General features: G+C 67.6%; 16 protein-coding genes. 3 read left to right on the top strand and 13 right to left on the bottom strand.

Features of this window, described 5'->3' with window-relative positions; all coding sequences use genetic code 11:
- Window positions 1–31 precede the first annotated feature (31 nt).
- Window positions 32–1,324 (bottom strand): sensor histidine kinase, encoded by a 1,293-nt coding sequence (locus tag JNO53_RS11700; protein ID WP_443111177.1) that lies wholly within the window; start codon window positions 1,322–1,324, stop codon window positions 32–34.
- A complete protein-coding gene (polA, locus tag JNO53_RS11705; RefSeq protein WP_203111276.1) occupies window positions 1,306–4,164 on the bottom strand; it encodes a DNA polymerase I in 2,859 nt (952 codons plus the stop codon). Before polA ends, JNO53_RS11700 begins: the two co-directional genes overlap by 19 nt.
- 211 nt (window positions 4,165–4,375) lie before the next feature.
- On the opposite strand from polA, the gene JNO53_RS11710 reads away from it, so the two are divergent.
- Entirely contained in the window at window positions 4,376–4,660 is a 285-nt protein-coding gene (locus JNO53_RS11710; protein ID WP_203111279.1) for a hypothetical protein, read from the top strand.
- A 116-nt stretch (window positions 4,661–4,776) separates the two neighbouring features.
- On the opposite strand, the gene JNO53_RS11715 is transcribed toward JNO53_RS11710, so the two are convergent.
- The 3 genes from JNO53_RS11715 to JNO53_RS11725 form a co-directional block, all read right to left on the bottom strand.
- Window positions 4,777–5,058 (bottom strand): hypothetical protein, encoded by a 282-nt coding sequence (locus tag JNO53_RS11715; protein WP_238401858.1) that lies wholly within the window; start codon window positions 5,056–5,058, stop codon window positions 4,777–4,779.
- A gap of 114 nt (window positions 5,059–5,172) precedes the next feature.
- Window positions 5,173–6,189, bottom strand: coding sequence for a serine hydrolase (locus JNO53_RS11720; protein ID WP_203111285.1), 1,017 nt, complete (start codon window positions 6,187–6,189; stop codon window positions 5,173–5,175).
- 151 nt (window positions 6,190–6,340) lie between these two features.
- Entirely contained in the window at window positions 6,341–6,748 is a 408-nt protein-coding gene (locus JNO53_RS11725) for a baeRF12 domain-containing protein (RefSeq protein WP_203111297.1), read from the bottom strand.
- A gap of 240 nt (window positions 6,749–6,988) precedes the next feature.
- On the opposite strand from JNO53_RS11725, the gene JNO53_RS11730 reads away from it, so the two are divergent.
- A complete protein-coding gene (locus JNO53_RS11730) occupies window positions 6,989–9,205 on the top strand; it encodes a DUF305 domain-containing protein (protein ID WP_203111300.1) in 2,217 nt (738 codons plus the stop codon).
- A 128-nt stretch (window positions 9,206–9,333) separates the two neighbouring features.
- On the opposite strand, the gene JNO53_RS11735 is transcribed toward JNO53_RS11730, so the two are convergent.
- The 4 genes from JNO53_RS11735 to JNO53_RS11750 all read right to left on the bottom strand — a co-directional run bounded on the left by JNO53_RS11735 (window position 9,334) and on the right by JNO53_RS11750 (window position 15,024).
- Window positions 9,334–11,301 carry a protein-L-isoaspartate(D-aspartate) O-methyltransferase gene (locus tag JNO53_RS11735; RefSeq protein ID WP_203111303.1) on the bottom strand — a complete coding sequence of 656 codons (1,968 nt, stop codon included), beginning with the start codon at window positions 11,299–11,301 and terminating at the stop codon, window positions 9,334–9,336.
- A gap of 181 nt (window positions 11,302–11,482) precedes the next feature.
- Complete coding sequence (gene groL / locus JNO53_RS11740) at window positions 11,483–13,123, bottom strand: chaperonin GroEL (RefSeq protein WP_203111306.1); 1,641 nt, start codon at window positions 13,121–13,123, stop codon at window positions 11,483–11,485.
- Between the two features lie 53 nt (window positions 13,124–13,176).
- Entirely contained in the window at window positions 13,177–13,464 is a 288-nt protein-coding gene (gene groES, locus JNO53_RS11745; RefSeq protein WP_203111309.1) for a co-chaperone GroES, read from the bottom strand.
- A gap of 153 nt (window positions 13,465–13,617) precedes the next feature.
- Window positions 13,618–15,024 (bottom strand): MATE family efflux transporter, encoded by a 1,407-nt coding sequence (locus JNO53_RS11750; RefSeq protein ID WP_203111312.1) that lies wholly within the window; start codon window positions 15,022–15,024, stop codon window positions 13,618–13,620.
- A 145-nt stretch (window positions 15,025–15,169) separates the two neighbouring features.
- On the opposite strand from JNO53_RS11750, the gene JNO53_RS11755 reads away from it, so the two are divergent.
- Window positions 15,170–15,589 (top strand): c-type cytochrome, encoded by a 420-nt coding sequence (locus JNO53_RS11755; protein WP_238401859.1) that lies wholly within the window; start codon window positions 15,170–15,172, stop codon window positions 15,587–15,589.
- A 231-nt stretch (window positions 15,590–15,820) separates the two neighbouring features.
- On the opposite strand, the gene rplL is transcribed toward JNO53_RS11755, so the two are convergent.
- From rplL to JNO53_RS11775, 4 genes are all read right to left on the bottom strand, one after another.
- Window positions 15,821–16,198, bottom strand: coding sequence for a 50S ribosomal protein L7/L12 (rplL, locus tag JNO53_RS11760; protein WP_203111315.1), 378 nt, complete (start codon window positions 16,196–16,198; stop codon window positions 15,821–15,823).
- A 90-nt stretch (window positions 16,199–16,288) separates the two neighbouring features.
- On the bottom strand, window positions 16,289–16,804 hold the full coding sequence (rplJ, locus tag JNO53_RS11765; protein ID WP_203111319.1) for a 50S ribosomal protein L10: 516 nt from the start codon (window positions 16,802–16,804) through the stop codon (window positions 16,289–16,291).
- A gap of 314 nt (window positions 16,805–17,118) precedes the next feature.
- A complete protein-coding gene (locus tag JNO53_RS11770) occupies window positions 17,119–17,442 on the bottom strand; it encodes a hypothetical protein (protein WP_203111322.1) in 324 nt (107 codons plus the stop codon).
- 168 nt (window positions 17,443–17,610) lie between these two features.
- Window positions 17,611–17,898 (bottom strand): hypothetical protein, encoded by a 288-nt coding sequence (locus tag JNO53_RS11775; RefSeq protein WP_203111324.1) that lies wholly within the window; start codon window positions 17,896–17,898, stop codon window positions 17,611–17,613.
- Window positions 17,899–17,904: the final 6 nt, after the last annotated feature.

Below are 17,904 nucleotides of genomic sequence, written 5' to 3' on the forward strand. Positions count from 1 at the left end.
GCGTCAGCCGTTCACTGGCAAGCGATGGCGATCACCGGGCACGCGGGATCGTGATCGTGACCTCCACCCCATCCTTGCCGAACCGGCGGTCGATCTCGCCGCGGAGCTGGCGTGCCGCGCTGGTCATCAGCAGGCTGCCGAAACCCTTGTGTTCGGGCTCCTTCCCCTCGGCGTCACCGTGTTCGCGCCATTCGATCGCGACCGATCCGTCCACCTCGCGCCAGCGCACTTCGAGCAGGTCGCCCCTGCTCCAGGCGCCATACTTCACCGCGTTGGTGGTCAGCTCGTGGAGCACCAGGCCCAGCGGCGTGACCTGTTTGGCGGGCAGCTCGATCTCGGGCCCCTCGATCTCGGCGGGGAGCTTTTCCGAGCGATAGGGCGCCAGCGTCGTCTCGATCAGCGTGCGCAGCGAGGCGACCGGGCGTTCGAGCGTGCCCTGCGTAACCTCGTGCGCGGTCAGCAGGGCATGGATGCGTTCGGAAATGCGCTCGATCACCGGCTTTGCTTCGGGAGTGTCCTTGGCGCTCATGCGCACGATCGCGAGGATCACTGCGAAGAGGTTCTTGACCCGGTGGTTGAGTTCGCGCGCGAGCAGGTCGGCGCGGTCGCGGGCTTCGCCCAGCGCGGCCGCCTGTGCCGCCTCCGCCTCGGCGCGCGCGGCGCGGGTGACGAGGACATAGCCGAGCACCAGCGCCACCAGCAGCATCAGCAGGACCGCACCGAGCAGAGGAAGCACGCGGCCCTCGGCGCGCGCGGTCTCGCTTGCGGCGCGGATGAGAATGCGGTTCTCGATCTGCTCCATCTCGCGCGTCGCCCGGCGCAGGCGCGCCATGACTTCCGCGCCCCGATCGTCGAGGATGCCGCGCCGCGCCTCGATCACCTGGCGCTGTTCGACCAGCGCGACCGTCTCCGCCATCTCGGCGAATTTCGATTCGGTCAGGCTCTCGATCTCGTCCAGCAGTTCGAGCTGGCGTGCGGTCGCGTCGGGGCCGACAAGTTCGCGCAGGCGGTCGAGCGTCGGCCCATATTGCTCGCGGCCGACCAGGTAGGGTTCGAGATAGCGGCGGTCGAGCGTCAGCAGATAGCCGCGCTGGCCCGTCTCGGCGTTGAGCGCCGCGCGGTTGATGTTGCGCAGCTCCATCAGGATCTCGCTCGTCCGCTGGACTTGCTGGCGCTCGGCGCGCTCCGCCTCGATCGTCTGGAAGACGAGAAACAGTCCGGCGAACAGCGCGAAGGCGATCAGCCCCAGAACCGCGAGGTTGCCGAAGTGGCGGCGGCGCAGCCGCGGGCGAAGGCGGGGGCGGATCAGTGGGCCATCCCCCAGCTCGCGCCGGTGCCGATCTCGATCCCGAGCGGTACGTCGAGCGCCACGGCGGGCGCGGCGGCTTCGGCCATGACCCGCTCGATCACGGGCGATGCTGCGGCGACGTCGCCGGCGGGCAGTTCGAACACCAGTTCGTCGTGCACCTGCAGCAGCATGCGCACATGCCCCAGGCCGGCGGCGTCGAGCGCGGGCATCATCCGGGCCATCGCGCGCTTGATGATGTCGGCGCTGGTCCCCTGGATCGGCGCGTTGATCGCCGCCCGCTCGCTGCCCTGGCGCTCGGTCTGGTTCTTCGAGCCGATCCGCGGGAACCATGTCTTGCGGCCGAACAGCGTCTCCGAATAGCCGCGCTCGCGCACGGTCTCGAGCGTCTCCATGATGTAGCGCTGGATGCCGGGGAAGCGCTTGAAATAGGTGTCTATCATCGCCTGCGCCTCGTCCGCCTCGACCTTGAGCCGTCCGGCGAGGCCCCAGCGGCTGATGCCGTAGAGGATCGCGAAGTTGATCGTCTTGGCGCTGGCGCGGGTGTCGCGGGTGACTTCGCCGAACATCTCGGCGGCGGTGCGCGCGTGGATGTCCTCGCCATTGGCGAAGGCCTGCTTCAGCTCGGGCACGTCGGCCATGTGGGCGGCGAGGCGCAGCTCGATCTGCGAATAGTCGGCGGCGAGCAGCACGTTGCCTTCTTCGGCCACGAAGGCCTCGCGGATCTGGCGGCCGATCTCGGTGCGGATCGGGATGTTCTGCAGGTTGGGATCGGTCGAGGAGAGCCGCCCGGTCTGCGCGCCGACGAGGCTGTAGCTGGTGTGCACGCGCCCGGTCTCGGGATGGATCGCGGCCTGGAGAGCGTCGGTATAGGTCGACTTGAGCTTGGTGAGCTGGCGCCATTCGAGGACCTTGTCGGCGATCTCCGCTCCTTGCGCGGAAAGCCGCTCCAGGATCGACTGGTCGGTCGAATACTGTCCGCTCTTGCCCTTGCGGCCGCCCTTGTAGCCCATCTTGTCGAACAGCACGTCGCCGAGCTGCTTGGGGCTGCCGATGGTGAACGCTGCACCGGCGATCGCATGAATCTCGGCTTCGAGCCGGCCGGTCTCGGCCGCGAACTCCTCCGACAGCTTGGCGAGCTGCCCGCGGTCGACCTTGATCCCGTGCCGTTCCATCTGGGCCACGACCGGGATCAGCGGGCGGTCGACCCGCTCGTAGATCCGGGTGCCGCCTTCGGTCGCGAGGCGCGGGCGCAGGTTGGCGTAGAGGCGCCAGGTCACGTCGGCGTCCTCCGCGGCATATTCGGTCGCGCGGTCGAGCGGCACTTCGCCGAACGGAATCGCCTTCTTGCCGCTGCCGCAGATGTCCTTGAACGTCAGCGTCGTGTGGCCGAGGTGGCGCTGGGCCAGCTCGTCCATCCCGTGGCCGCCGCCGATCCCGTCGAGGCTGCGCCCCGCATCCAGCGCAAAGGAGACGATCATCGTGTCGTCGACCGGCGCCATCGCGATGTCATGGCGCGCGAGGACGTTGAGGTCGTACTTCACGTTCTGCCCGACTTTCAGCACCGCGTCGCTTTCGAGCAGCGGGCGCAGCATGGTCAGCGCGGTCTCGCGCGCCACCTGCTGGGGCCGCTCGGCGAACATGTCGGTCCCGCCGTGGGCGAGCGGGATGTAGCAGGCATCGTTCGGTCCGAGCGCGAGGCTGATCCCCGCCAGGTCGGCGCGCATGGCATCGAGCGCGCTCGTCTCGGTGTCGATCGCGACCAGCCCGGCGGCGAAGGCGCGTTCGATCCAGTGCTCGAGCCGTTCGGCCGTCTGCACGCACTCGTAGACGGTCCGGTCCACCTCGGGCATTTCCGGCAGCGGCTGGCGAGTGCCGTTCGGGCTCGCTTCGGCGCCCTTGTTGACCGGTTTTGCCGGGTTGAGGTTGGTCGGCCGATCGGGACTGCCGTTACCCCCGTCGAGCCGCCGCAGCAGGCTGGTGAAGCCGTGCTTTTCCAGGAAGGCCGCCAGCGGGTCGCGCGGCACCGGCGTGAGCTTGAACTCCTCCAGCGCCATCGGCAGGTCGCAGTCTTCCTTGAGCTGCACGAGCACGCGGCTGAGCTCGGCCATCGCGCGGCCTTCGATCAGCCGTTCCTGCAGCTTGGATTTTTTCATCCCCGGCGCAGCGTCGAGCGCGGCGGTGAGGCTGCCGTGCTCGACGATCAGCTTGGAGGCGGTCTTGGGGCCGACGCCGAAGATGCCGGGCACGTTGTCGACCGAATCGCCCATCAGCGCGAGCACGTCGCCGACGAGTTCGGGCGGGACGCCGAACTTCTCGACCACCTCGTCAGGCCCGATGCGCTGGTTCTTCATCGTGTCGAGCATGTCGATGCAGCCGCCTTCGGCCACGCCCTCCTCGGGCTCGGCGCACTTGCCGACGAGCTGCATCAAGTCCTTGTCGGAAGAGACGATCGTCACGTCCCACCCCTTCCGGGTGGCTTCGCGTGCGTAGGAGGCGATCAGGTCGTCGGCTTCCAGTCCGTCTTCCTCGATGCACGGCAGGCTGAACGCGCGGGTGGCGTCGCGGATCAGCGGGAACTGCGGCACCAGGTCCTCGGGCGGAGGGGGGCGGTTGGCCTTGTACTGGTCGTAGATCTCGTTGCGGAAGCTGGTCGAGCCCTTGTCGAGAATCACCGCGAGGTGCGTCGGACCATCGGCCTTGTCGAGATCGTCAGCCAGCTTCCACAGCATTGTCGTATAGCCGTAGACCGCGCCCACCGGCGTTCCCTGGGGGTCGGTGAGCGGCGGAAGCCGGTGATAGGCGCGGAAGATATAGGCCGAGCCGTCGACCAGGTAGAGATGCTGTTTGTCTGCCATCGCAGGCGTGGTAGCAGCGCAAATTCCGCGGGTCAGCCGCTTTCGTTCACGCCGGGCGCTTGCCGCAATTGCGGCCTAAAAGTGTCAAAGCGCTTGCAACGCCACAAAATGGCCATTATTGCGGCGGGCTGAAGTCTGCATGCTTGTGGGCTTCGCGTCGCGGCCTTTCGGGGCCCCGATGAAACCACTCGCTGTTCAAGGAAACTGACATATGCGCAAGATCGTTCTCGCCGCCGCCGCTGCCGGCGCCGCTCTGACCCTCGCCGCTTGCTCGGAAGGCACCCAGGACGCTGCTGAGCAGACCGTCGATAGCGCCGCTGCCGACGCCGAAGCCAATGCCGACGCGGCTGGCGCGGCCGTCGAAGACGCCGCCACCGACGCCGGTGCCGCCGTCGAAGGCGCGACCGAAGAGGCCGCTGCTGCTGCTGACGAAGCTGCCGCCGCTGCGGAAGCCGAAGTGCAGGACGAGACGACTGCCGAAGCTCAGGCCGACTGATCTTCGCTTTCGTTTAGCGAAAAGGAGGAAGGGCAGCGTCGCGAGACGCTGCCCTTTCTTTTTGGGCGCTTGCGGTTCGGTCCCTGCGAAAGCAGGATCGCGCCCGCCGCGGACGCTCAGCCGGCGTCGTCGTCCCGTTCGCCGCGCCGCGAAGTGGCGCTGGTCACGTCCTGATCGTGCCCGCTCTTGTCGCTGAAAAAGGCCAGGGCGAAGAGGCCGCAGCCGAGAAGCACCGAGACGAACACGCCCAGTATGGTCGCCACCACCGCGTGAACGCTCCACGCGCCGACGATATAGAGATAGACCAGCGCGGCGACGACCATCAGGACGCCGGCCAGCGCGATCCATTTTACCATGCGCCGGAACTCGCGTTCGGCCTGCTGTCTGGATGTCACCATGTCGGGGAAGGCCATAGGCCAAACGTCTCGCCCGGAACAGGATAAAACCCGCTTCCGGAGGGCAGCCTGGCCAGTATGGTCAGCCTACTGGGCCCCGGGGCCCAAGGCGGGAGATCAGGGAAGCCGCGTTTCCGCCTGCGTCGCGTAGGTCGCCTCGGCCCAGGTGACGCCCTGCGGATTGTCGTAGCCCGCGTAGACGGCCCGCGCGATCTGCGCGATCTTGCTTTCCCGCGCCGGCCGCGTTCCCTGGCCCGTGACGTAGATGGCCACGGCGAAAGCTTTCCCGTCGGGCGTCCGCACGATGCCGATGTCGCTCGACGTATTGTTGAGCGATCCGGTCTTGTGCGCGACGAACACACCGGTCGGCAGCAGGGCGGGAATCCGCCGCTTGCCCGTGATGCACCGCTCCATCGCGCCGAGAATGACCTGGCGGCTGCTCTTGGAAAGCCAGCGTCCCTGGTAGAGGCCCGCGAGCAGTTCGGTCATCGCGCGCGGGGTTGCGCTGTCGCGCAGGTCGACGGCCCTTGCCGGGTCGATCTCCCCATCGTCGCGCACGAGCGTGGCGATGTCGCGGGTGAGTTGGAATTCCTCGATCCCCGCGCGGCGCATCCAGTCGTTCACCGCATCCGGGCCGCCGACGGCCGCGAGCAGCGCGTCGGTCGCCGAATTGCTCGAGCGGGTGATCATCAGTTCGATGAGCTGGCTTGCCGGCAGGTGCTTGCCGCGCCGGACCGGCGCCTTGACGCTGGAGAACGGTTCGGAGCGCACCGGGATGAGCAGCGGAAATTCGCTCGACAGGCTCCAGCGCCCCTGCTCGACCCCTTCCATGTAGGTCGCGGCGATGGCGATCTTGCTGGTGCTCGCCATCGGGAAGCGCTGGTCGCCGAGGACCGAGAACTCCTGCCCCGTCGCGAGATCGAGCACGGCCACGCCGATGCGGCCGTCCGCCCCATCGGCCAGCCGCACGATCTGCCGCTCGAACCCGGTTTCGTAGACGGCCTGGAACGTGCGCGGCGCACGTGCCTCGGTGCCGAGCGCGTTGTCGAACGCCGCCTCGAAATTGGGGGTCTGCGCCTGGACCGGTTGCACCACGGCGAGGCCGAACGCGAACGCCCCCGCCAGTCCCCTCATGAATCGCGATCCCAAAGCCATGCCGGCTGCGTAACCCTCCCATGGTTACCAACAACTTAACGGGCACGGATTCCCGCGGGCAAGCGACCGGGCGACGAGAGGTGGCTCAGCAGCGGTAAAGCCCCTCCCGAGTCGAGTGGGGGGAAGTAGGTCAGGCGGCGGCGATCGCCTCGGCAATGCGATCGGTCGTGTCGTGGATCATCGTCTTGGGAATTTCGCCGACCAGCCGCTTCTCCAGCTCGCTATGATAGTGATGCCGCATCTCGCCGAGTTTCTTCGGCTCCGCGATCACCAGCACCTGGTCGATCTCGCCGGCGATCGCTCTGGCATTGAGCCATTCGGCGGCAGCGGCCGCGCGGGCGAGTTCGTTCAGATCGTTGCGTTCCGGCTGCTGGCTGCCCGGATCCTGATGGCGCACCCCGGCGCTGAAGTTGGTGAGGGAAAGCTCGGGTCTGCCGACCAGCTCGAGGTCGGGTTCAAACGGCTGGCCCCTGTTCCGCATGACGACGAAGTTCTCTCCGTCCACCAGCACGACATGGGCCTTGTGCGGCAACTTCATGGATCGGCTCTCCTTTCGATGTCACCAACGGGCGAGCCGCCCGATCGTTGCCGTCCGCGCGTCTCGCTGCCGCGCGGGCGCCACCGGACGACGCAGCCGGGCGACGGACGGGTGTATGTGAGCCAGGAAAAGGGCCGCCGACGAACCGCGCATATCGCTCGACGGACGGTATCTTGACTCGAGCGGCGCGATGGTCCCCTTTGCCTGCCGGGGAATTTTCCTTTGAGGGGACGCACGATCATGACCGCATACCGTTTCGCCCGCCTGCCGCTGGCCGCCACTCTGCTTGCCACCGCCAGTGCGCTCGCGGCGCAAGGGGCGCCGATCGTGCAGCCCGGCGCGCCGGGCGAGGCGACCAAGACTCTCTCGGCCGAGCAGGCGACGCAGCTTGCGAATACCGCCTTCTCCCCCGCGGACGTCACGTTCATGCAGGGCATGATCGTCCATCACCAGCAGGCGGTCGACATGGCGGCGCTGGTCGACGAGCGGACCAACAATCCGGATATCGTCGCCGTCGCCGGGCGCATCGACGCAAGCCAGAAGGACGAGATCGGCTTCATGACCGAGTGGCTGCGCGAGCGGAACCAGCAGGTCTCGATGGCCGGCATGGGCCATGCGCACCATCACGCCGGGATGAAGGGCATGGCGACGCCCGAGCAGATGGCGCAGCTTGCCGCCGCGAACGGCACCGCGTTCGACCGCCTGTTCCTCGAGCTGATGATCCCGCACCACATGGGCGCGATCGACATGGTCGAGGAACTGCACGACCAGCCGGGCACCGCCTACGAGCCGGTGATGTTCGAGTTCACCAACGAGGTGGTGAACGACCAGCAGGCCGAGGTCGACCGGATGAACACGGTCCTCGCCGGGCTCTCGACCGATCCGCGCGTGGCGCTGAAGGCCGGTTTCCGCGACGCGGGCGAGGCGATCAGCAACCTGCGCCACGTCGCCGCGCTGCCCAAGCCGGCGGGCTTCTTCGACCCCGAGAACCCGGCGCAGCTCCGCCCGCTCAAGCCGGAGAAGGAAGAAGAGGGGGCAGGGCACGAGGGTCACGAGGCGCCGGACAAGGATCAGGAAGGGACCGAGGAGGACAAGCCGGAGTTCGGCGAGCGCGGATCGCTGCTATCGTTCGCGAACACCGACATGGCCTTCTCCGGCGACCTGCTCGTCGCCGGCAACTATCATGGGTTCAACGCCTACCGCCTCGGCGAGGACGGCGTGCCGCAGCTCGTCAGCTCGACCGTGTGCCCGGGCGGGCAGGGTGACGTCTCGATCGTGGGCGACCTGCTGATCATGAGCGTCGAGGACAGCCGCGGGCGGATCGACTGCGGCCTGCAGGGCGTCGACGGGCGGACCAGCCCCGAGCGCTTCCGCGGCCTGCGCATCTTCGACATTTCCGACATTGCCCGTCCGGTGCAGGTCGGCCAGGTGCAGACCTGCCGCGGCAGCCACACCCATTCGATCGTCTCGTCCGACGAGCGGCGGATCGTGGTCTACAACTCGGGCACGTCCTATGTGCGCGAGGAGGACGAGCTCGAGGGCTGCCGCGATACGGCAGGCGACGACACGGCGCTGTTCTCCATCGACGTGATCGAGATCCCGGTGGCGAACCCCGCCGCCGCGCGCATCGTCGACCGTCCGCGCGTCTTCGCGGCCGAGGGGCAGATCGCGGGGCTCTGGCGCGGCGGCGACCACGGCGAGGGCACCCAGCGTACCAGCCGGACCGACCAGTGCCACGACATCACCGTGTTCCCGGCGAAGAACATCGCCGCCGGCGCCTGCTCGGGCAACGGCATTACGCTCGACATCTCCAACCCGCTCAAGCCGGTGCGGATCGACGACGTGACCGACAAGGGCTTCGCCTACTGGCACTCGGCGACGTTCAACAACGACGGCACCAAGGTCCTGTTCACCGACGAATGGGGCGGGGGGGGCCGTCCGCGCTGCCAGGCGGGCGATCCGAAGAACTGGGGTGCCGACGCGATCTACGCGATCGAGGACGGGCAGCTCGCGTTCAAGAGCCTCTACAAGCTGCCCGCGCCGCAGACCGACATGGAGAACTGCGTCGCCCACAACGGCTCGATCATTCCGGTGCCGGGGCGCGATATCTTCGTCCAGGCCTGGTATCAGGGCGGGATCAGCGTGATCGACTTCACCGATGCGGAGAACCCGGTCGAGATCGCCTATTTCGACCGCGGGCCGGTCGACAAGGACCAGCTCGTCACCGGCGGCTACTGGTCGGCCTACTGGTACAAGGGCCACATCTACGCGACCGAGATCACCCGCGGGCTCGACGTCTTCGCGCTGGAGCCGAGCGAGTTCCTGACCGAAGCCGAAATCGCGGCGGCGACCGCGGCCCAGTATCCGGGCGACGTCTTCAATCCGCAGACGCAGACGCAGGTCACTTGGCCGGCCGATGTCGTCGCGGCAGTGGAGGCGAGCCGCAAGGGCGGGTAGGTCCGGCCGCACCACCCCCAAAGCCCCCTCCTCTGAAGAGGAGGGGGCTTATAGGTTCCGCGACACTCTCTCCGCCTCCTCTTTAGAGGAGGGGGTCGGGGGGGGTGACGCACGCGATTCCATCCGCGTTACACCCCGAACGGCCAGGTCTCCGGCGCCTGGTCGTGCGGTTCGTGCCGCGCGAGCGGTTCGAGCGCGCGGGTCTCGTCGAACCAGACGTAAGCGTCGAACTGCTCGGGCAGGACGGATTCGCTGTAGTGGCTCCAGCGCTCGGTTTCGGGACGGTAGATCACGCCGATGAAGCGTTCGAGCAGCGGTTCGGCAAGGCGCCGGGCCAGCGCGGGATCGCTCGACAGGTCGAGCAGGAAGCGCGCCACGCTGCTGTCGTGGCATAGCCGCTCGTAGCTGTCGCGGCGCGAGGGGACGACGCGCTTGACCTCGCGGTCGCCGTCCCAGTCGGTCGCGGCGGAGACGGTGCCGGTGTGCGTGCCGAAGCCGATCAGCGCGACCTGCTCGCCCCATTTCTCGCGCGCGAGCTGGCCGATGTTGTGCTCGCCGCGTGCCGCGCCCATCTCGGTCGCGCGCGCGTCGCCGATATGGCTGTTGTGCGCCCAGACGACCGCCTTGGAGCGCGGGCCGCGCGCCTCCAGCAGGTGTTCGAGCGTCTCGGCCATATGGCTGTCGCGCAGGTTCCAGCTTTCCGCGCCGCCGTAATACATCACGCGGTAGTAGCGCTCGGCCGAGGCGACGAGCCGCGCGTTCATCGCCGCGCCGAAGCTTTCGCCGTCCTGCCCCAGCGCGCGTTCGAGTAGATCGCGGCACTGCGCCACGACCGCCTGCTCGCACTCGGCATAGCCCTTGCGCAGCGCTGCACGGTCGTACGTCGCGGGATCGGCCTGCCACGGGGTGAGACAGCCGTAGCGCTCGCGCGCCACCGCTGCCGCCTCTGGATCGTGCTGGTCGAGATAGGCGAGCACCGCCTCGATCGAGCCGGACATGTTGTAGATGTCGAGCCCGTAGAAGCTGATCCGGTCGTCCTCGCCTCGGCCCTCGTTGATCGTCCTGAGATCGCGCAGGAAGCCGGGCATGACGGTGTTGCGCCACATCCACGTCGGGAAGCGGCGGAACGGCATCGGTGCGTCGTCCCGCTGCGGTAGGCCGCGGACATAGCGGTCGTAGGCGGCGGCATCGGGCCAGTCGCCTTCGACTGCGACTACGGTGAAGCCGTGACGTTCCACCAAATGGCGTGTGACGGCGGCGCGCGCGGCGTAGAACTCGTGCGTACCGTGGCTGCATTCGCCGAGCATGACCACGCGGCGGTCGGCGAAACGGTCGAACGCCGATGCGAAGCCTGGCTCGTCGACGTCGCCGAGCGGAACGGCAGCGTCGGCGATCAGTTCGGGCAGGCTCCGCGCACGTGCCGGCTGGTGGTTGCTGGCGGCCCGCGTGCCGTCTTCCGGGACCGCGCCGGGCAGCAGCGGCACGAAGCGAACGGGAGCGATGTCGTGGCTCTCCCAGGCGTTCTCGGCGGTGCGCACCACGCAGCGGAGCTGCTGGACGTCCTCGCCGCCGACCGGGATGATCAGCCGGCCGCCCACGGCAAGCTGCTGCTCGAGCGCCCTGGGTACCTCGATCCCGCGCGCGGCGACGAGAATTGCGTCGAACGGCGCTTCGTCGGGCAGTCCCTGCATTCCATCGCCTGCGACGACGTCGAGATTGTCGTAGCCGAGCGCCGCGACGCGCTCGCGCGCGTGCCGGGCGAGGATCGCGTGACGCTCGATGGCGAAGACGCGTCTCGCAATGCGCGAAAGCACCGCCGCCGCATAGCCCGACCCGGCACCCACTTCGAGCACGCGGTCGTTCGAGCCGATCTCGGCCGCCTCGATCATGCTGGCGACGATGTAGGGCTGCGAGATCGTCTGCCCCTCGCCGATCGGCAGCGGGCCGTCCTCGTAGGCGAACTCGATCATCTCCTCGGGCACGAAACGTTCGCGCGGCACTTCGCGGAAGGCCCGCAGGATCGGCTGGCCGGTGATGCCGCGGGCACGGATCTGCCGCTGCACCATGATTTCGCGTTGCTTCTCGTGGTCGGCCAAAGTCGCGCCTTTCCCGGCGAAGCCCGCACCTGGCGCCATCGGGGCGGGCCCCGCCCGTCGTGATGATCGCTTCCCCGGCTCAACGGCGTGCGGCCGCGATCGTGCCCGCGCGGGGCAAAAGAAAGGGCCCGGCGGATCGCTCCGCCGGGCCCCCTCGTGTCGTGTGACCGGATGGCCGGGCTTAGAAGCCCATGCCGCCCATGCCGCCCATGTCGGGCATCGCCGGAGCGGCCGGCTTGTCTTCCGGCTTCTCGCTGATCGCCGCTTCGGTGGTGATCAGCAGGCCGGCGACCGAAGCCGCATCCTGCAGCGCGGTGCGCACGACCTTGGTCGGGTCGATCACGCCGGCGCTCACGAGGTTCTCGTAAGTGTCGGTCGCGGCGTTGAAGCCCAGCGTCTCGTCGTTGCCGTCGATCAGCTTGCCCGCGACGACCGCGCCGTCATGACCGGCGTTCTCGGCGATCTGACGGATCGGCGCCTGCAGCGCGCGGCGGACGATGTCGATGCCGCGGGTCTGGTCTTCGTTGACGCCCTTGAGATCGGCCAAGACCTTGGTCGCGTAGAGCAGCGCGGTGCCGCCGCCCGGAACGATGCCTTCCTCGACCGCGGCGCGGGTCGCGTGAAGCGCGTCGTCGACGCGGTCCTTGCGCTCCTTCACCTCGACTTCGGTGGCACCGCCGACCTTGATCACGGCAACGCCGCCGGCGAGCTTGGCGAGACGCTCCTGCAGCTTCTCGCGGTCGTAGTCGCTGGTGGTGTTGTCGATCTGCGTGCGGATCTCGCCGACGCGGGCCTTGATGTCCTCGGCGTCACCGGCACCATCGACGATGGTCGTGTTGTCCTTGTCGATGGTGACCTTCTTGGCCTGGCCGAGCATGTTCAGCGTGACGTTCTCGAGCTTGATGCCGAGATCCTCGCTGATCATCTCGCCCTTGGTCAGGATCGCGATGTCCTGCAGCATCGCCTTGCGGCGATCGCCGAAGCCCGGCGCCTTGACCGCCGCGACCTTGAGGCCGCCGCGCAGCTTGTTGACCACGAGCGTGGCCAGCGCCTCGCCCTCGATGTCTTCCGCGATGATCAGCAGCGGACGGCCCGACTGGACCGCGGCTTCGAGCACCGGCAGCATCGACTGGAGGTTCGACAGCTTCTTCTCGTGGATCAGGATGTACGGGTTCTCGAGCTCGACCGTCATCTTCTCCGGGTTGGTGATGAAGTACGGGCTCAGGTAGCCGCGGTCGAACTGCATGCCTTCGACGACGTCGAGTTCGAATTCGAGGCCCTTGGCTTCCTCGACGGTGATCACGCCTTCCTTGCCGACCTTCTCCATCGCCTCGGCGATCTTCTCACCGACTTCGGTGTCGCCGTTGGCGGAGATCACGCCGACCTGGGCGATCTCGGAGGAACCGGAGACGTCCTTCGAACGGCCCTTGAGGTTCTCGACGATCTTGCCGACCGCGAGGTCGATGCCGCGCTTGAGGTCCATCGGGTTCATGCCGGCGGCGACCGACTTCATGCCTTCGCGCACGATCGCCTGGGCGAGCACGGTGGCGGTGGTGGTGCCGTCACCCGCAGCGTCGTTCGCCTTGCTGGCGACTTCGCGCAGCATCTGCGCGCCCATGTTCTCGAACTTGTCCTTGAGCTCGATTTCCTTGGCGACGGTGACGCCGTCCTTGGTGATGCGCGGTGCACCGAAGCTCTTGTCGATCACGACGTTGCGGCCCTTGGGGCCGAGGGTGACCTTCACCGCGTTGGCGAGCGTGTCGACGCCGCGCAGGATGCCTTCGCGTGCGTCACGGCCGAACTTTACGTCCTTGGCTGCCATTGATGTTTCTCCTGAAATTCGTGGGTTGGTTGGAAAGCGGCGCGATCAGCGGATCAGGAGATGATCCCCATGATGTCGCTTTCCTTCATGATCAGCAGGTCTTCGCCGTCGAGCTTGACCTCGGTGCCGGACCACTTGCCGAACAGCACGCGATCGCCCGCCTTGACGTCGAGCGGGGTGACCGTGCCGTCTTCCGCCTTGGCGCCCGAACCGACGGCGACGATCTCGCCCTCGCTCGGCTTTTCCTTGGCGTTGTCGGGGATGATGATGCCCCCGGCGGTCTTTTCTTCGGCTTCGATGCGACGGACCAGTACGCGGTCGTGCAGCGGACGAAATGCCATTGGTGTGACCTCTCTGCTAAGAGTGAATGAATACCTCTGGCACTCTCGCGGTGAGAGTGCCAGCGGCGCGCATATGTGAACGCGCCGGGGGCGAGTCAACCGGCCGCGGCCAAAAAATCGCGCTCGCGGAATCGTGCGCGGCAGGAGCGACGGTCAGGCCGGTTGCGGGACGGCCGCCGACGACCGGATCGTGAGCGCCAGCCGGTCGCGCCGATGCCAGCGCGAGACCAGCAGGAGCGCGGCGACGATCAGCCCGGTGGCGAGCCCGATCCACACGCCCTTGCCCTGGAGCGGGGTGGCGAAGCCAAGCGCCAGCGCCACGCCCATCCCGGGCACCCAGTAGCTGAAGATCGCGATCCACATCGGGACCCGCGTGTCCTGCAGTCCGCGCAAGGCGCCGGCCGCTACTGCCTGGACGCCGTCGAACAGCTGGAACGCGGCGGCGATGATCAGATACTGCAGGGCGAAGGCGACCAGCACGGCGTTCTCCGGCGCCCACGGATCGATGTAGATCGCGAGCAGGGGCATGGGGATAGCGATCATCGCGCTCGCGGTCAGCATCATGAAGGCCGTGCCCATCGCGATCGCGGTCCACCCGGCGCGCATGATGCCCTCGCGGTCGCGCGCGCCAAAGAAGTAGCCGACCCGGATCGTCGCCGCCTGGCCCATGCCGAACGGTACCTGGAACGCCAGTGCGGCGATCTGCAGCGCGACCGTGTGCGCCGCGAGCTGCGAGGTGCCGATATTGCCCATCAGGAACGCGGCGGCGCCGAAGATGCCGGCCTCCGCGGTGATGGTCAGCGCGATCGGCGTGCCGACCCGCACGATCTTCACCAGCCGCGACCAGTCGGGGCGCCACCAGAAGCCGAAGATGTGATAGCGGTGCAGGCGGGGATCGAGGCGGATCGCGACGATATAGGCCAGCGTGACCGCCACGCCGGTCATGATCGTCGCCACGGCCGCGCCGCGAATGCCCATTTCCGGGGCGCCGAGGTTGCCGAAGATGAACGCGTAGTTCGCCAGCGCGTTCACCCCGATCCCGCCTGCGGTGATGATCGTCGCGAAGACGGGCCGCCCAAGCGCCGATACGAAGTTGCGCAGCACGTTGTTGATGACCATCGGGATCAGCGACCAGACGACCACGAGATTGTAGGCGCTGGCGAGGCCGATGATCTCTTCCTGCTGCCCGGTCACGCGCATGATCGGCTCCAGCAGGAGGCAGAGCCCCATGCCGGCGGCGCCGCTCATCACCGCGAGCCACAGGGCCATGCGCACCGAACGGCGCACTGGCCGCAGGGCCGGCGCACGGGCGCCGAGCTCTTCCGCGATCAGCGGCGCGACCGCACCGGTGAGCCCGGAGAGCGCCCAGAGCACGAGCCCGAACAGCGCCACCGTGATCGCCGAGGCCGCCAGCGGCGCTTCGCCCAGCCGCGCGATGAAGATCACGTCGACCGCATAGGTGAGCATCTGCAGCAGATTGGCGAGCGCGAGCGGCCACGCGAGCCGGAACGTGGCTCCGATCTCGGTGCGCCAGGGCGAAAGGGTGCGTGCGTCGGACATAAAGCCGTCCCGGTTAGGGGCGGCGGGTGGCCGCGCAAAGCGAAAATGCCCGCGCCGGCCTCAATTCGGGGAAAGCGCGTCCTCGGTGCCACAGCTTGCGTGCGGCCGCCGGGCGCGGCAAGGGGCGCCGCGAAGGAGATGCGCATTGAAACGGGGTTCGGGAATCGCGCTGGTGGCACTGTCGCTCGCGCTGGCAGGCTGCGGATCGGGAGAGCGTGAGGGCGAGGCGGCGGCGGCGCCCTCTACCGATCAGGTGGCAGTGGAGGCGGCGCCCGGCGACCGGCCGGTGGCTTTCGCCCGCTGCGCGACCTGCCACCAGACCGCTCCGGAACGCAACGGGGTCGGCCCCTCGCTGGCCGGCGTCTACGGCGCGCCGGCGGCGCATGAGCCGACTTATGCCTACAGCAAGGCCATGCGCGCCTCGGGCCTGGTGTGGGACGATGCGACGCTCGACGCCTATCTCGCGGATCCGCGGGGGCTCGTGCCCGGGACGAAGATGGTCTTTCCCGGGGTGCGCGATCCGGCCGAACGGGCCGCGATCATCGAGTATCTGAAGACGCTCTGAGCGGGGATGATCCTCCCCATTTTGCGCAGCCAAATGGGGAGGGGGACCGCGAGACGCGAAGCGGCTCGTGGTGGAGGGGGCTTGCGCGACTTCGCCCCTCCGTCACCCGCCTGCGGCGGGCGCCACCTCCCCATTTGTCCTGCGGAAAAATGGGGAGGATCATCCTGGCAAAACGAAAAGGGCGGCGCCTTGCGGCACCGCCCTTCGCGTATTCTCGAGAAGAGAAGTCGATTACTTCAGCTCGACGGTGCCGCCGGCTTCCTCGATCTTCTTCTTGACCTCTTCGGCTTCGGCCTTGTTCACGCCTTCCTTGAGCGGCTTCGGCGCGCCCTCGACGAGAGCCTTGGCTTCGGTCAGGCCCAGGCCGGTGATGGCGCGGACTTCCTTGATGACCTGGATCTTCTTGCCACCGTCGCCGGTGAGAATGACGTCGAATTCGGTCTTCTCTTCGGCGGCAGCAGCTTCGCCACCACCGGCGGCGGGGCCGGCAACGGCGACGGCAGCGGCGGCGCTAACGCCCCACTCTTCTTCCAGCGCCTTGGCGAGTTCGGCCGCCTCGAGGACGGTCAGCTTCGAAAGTTCTTCAACAAGCTTGGCGATATCGGCCATGATGTTTCACTCCAGATAAGTCTTGTCCCCGTGCAGACGGGGATCGGCTGGGGCATGCCGCCCCGGAAAAATCGCTTTCGCGAAAACCGCTTACGCCGCTTCCTTGGCGCCGAAGGCACCGAAGACGCGAGCGAGCTTGGCGGCGGGTTCGTTGACGACCCGGGCGATCTTGGTCGCCGGGGCGTTGACGAGGCCCACCAGTGTGCCGCGCAGCTCGTCGAGCGACGGCATCGAGGCGAGTGCCTTGATCCCGGCTTCGTCGAGCAACTGCCCGCCCATCGAACCGCCCACGATTTCGAGCTTTTCGTTCGACTTGGCGAAGTCCACCGCAGCCTTGGCCGCCGCCACCGGGTCGACCGACCAGGCAAGCGCCGTCGGACCGGAGAGATATTCCTCCAGGCCTTCGTACTGGGTTTCCTTCAGGGCGAGCTTGGCAAGGCGGTTTTTCGCAACCTTGTAGGACGCACCGGCTTCGCGCATCTTCGAGCGCAGGTCGGTGGACTGCGCCACCGACAGGCCGAGGTTGCGGGTGACGACCACCACACCGACCTCGTTGAAGACCGCATTGAGCTGGGCGACCGCATCGGTTTTCTGCGAACGATCCATGCCATACTCCTTCACATATGACCGCACGCACTGGCGCGCCTGCGGCCGGCTCACATCGCTCCGCGCCGCTAACCGGCACGGGGCAGTCCGTTTGACAAGGGAAGGAGGGCGCCGTGACGCCGGAGCGGGGGCCATGGCACCCGCAGTATGTCTCGTTTCCCCGCCTAGGCCGGAAATTAAGCCCTGACTGATCTCAGTCGCAGGCACCGGCTGTCTCGGACGGATGACTCGGCGAAACGCAAAGAGGCCCGCCGGTCGGGGCGGGCCTCTAGCAGAAAGTGCGGGCGGGTCAAGCCGCCGTCGGACGCCGGCGATCAGTCCATCTGATCGCGCGCATCCTGCTGAGCCTCGGCCTGCTGTTCGAGACGATCGGCCTCGGCTTCGCTGACGTCCTCTACGCGGTCGGCGCGTTCCTCGAGATTCTCGGCGCTTTCGTCAAGCACCTCGGCCTGTTGGTCGGCGCTCATCTCGACGGTGCTGCCCGCAGGAGTGGTTTCTTCGGCCGGCAGCGCAGTCTCGTCGGCCATCGTGGCCTGGTCCGTCGTCGCAGTCTCATCGGCCGTATCGGTTGCAGTCTCTCCGCAAGCGGACAGCGCGAGCGCAGCGGGCATGGCGGCAAAAAGGGCAATCTTCTTCATCTCAAATCTCCCGGTTGGGTCGCCATAAAATCGCCATAATTCGATCCGGTTCCGGATTTTGCGGCAGACCGATGATGATTTTTGTCCCTTTGGCTCGGCGCAGAACGAAGAGGCCCGCCATATCGGCGGGCCTCGGGGGCCGGAGCTCCGGCGGAGTGGACCGATCGATTACATCGGATCGGTCGTGGGTTCCTCGGTCGGGGTCGCCGTGTCGTCCGTGGTGTCGTCGGTCGTATCGCCCGTCGTGGTGTCATCCGCCATGGGATCGTCCGTCATCGTGTCGTCCGTCATCGTCGGATCGGCCATCGTGTCGTCGGTCATGGTGGGATCGGCCATGGGATCGTTGGTCATCGTGTCCGCCGTCGTGTCTTCCGGCACGTCGGTCTCGGTTGCGGGATCCCCGCAGGCACCGAGTGCAAGGGCAAGCGGGAGGGCGGCAAATGCGAGCTTTTTCATGAGTAG

The sequence above is a fragment of the Altererythrobacter sp. C41 genome (assembly GCF_016803135.1).
GTDB lineage: Bacteria > Pseudomonadota > Alphaproteobacteria > Sphingomonadales > Sphingomonadaceae > Pelagerythrobacter.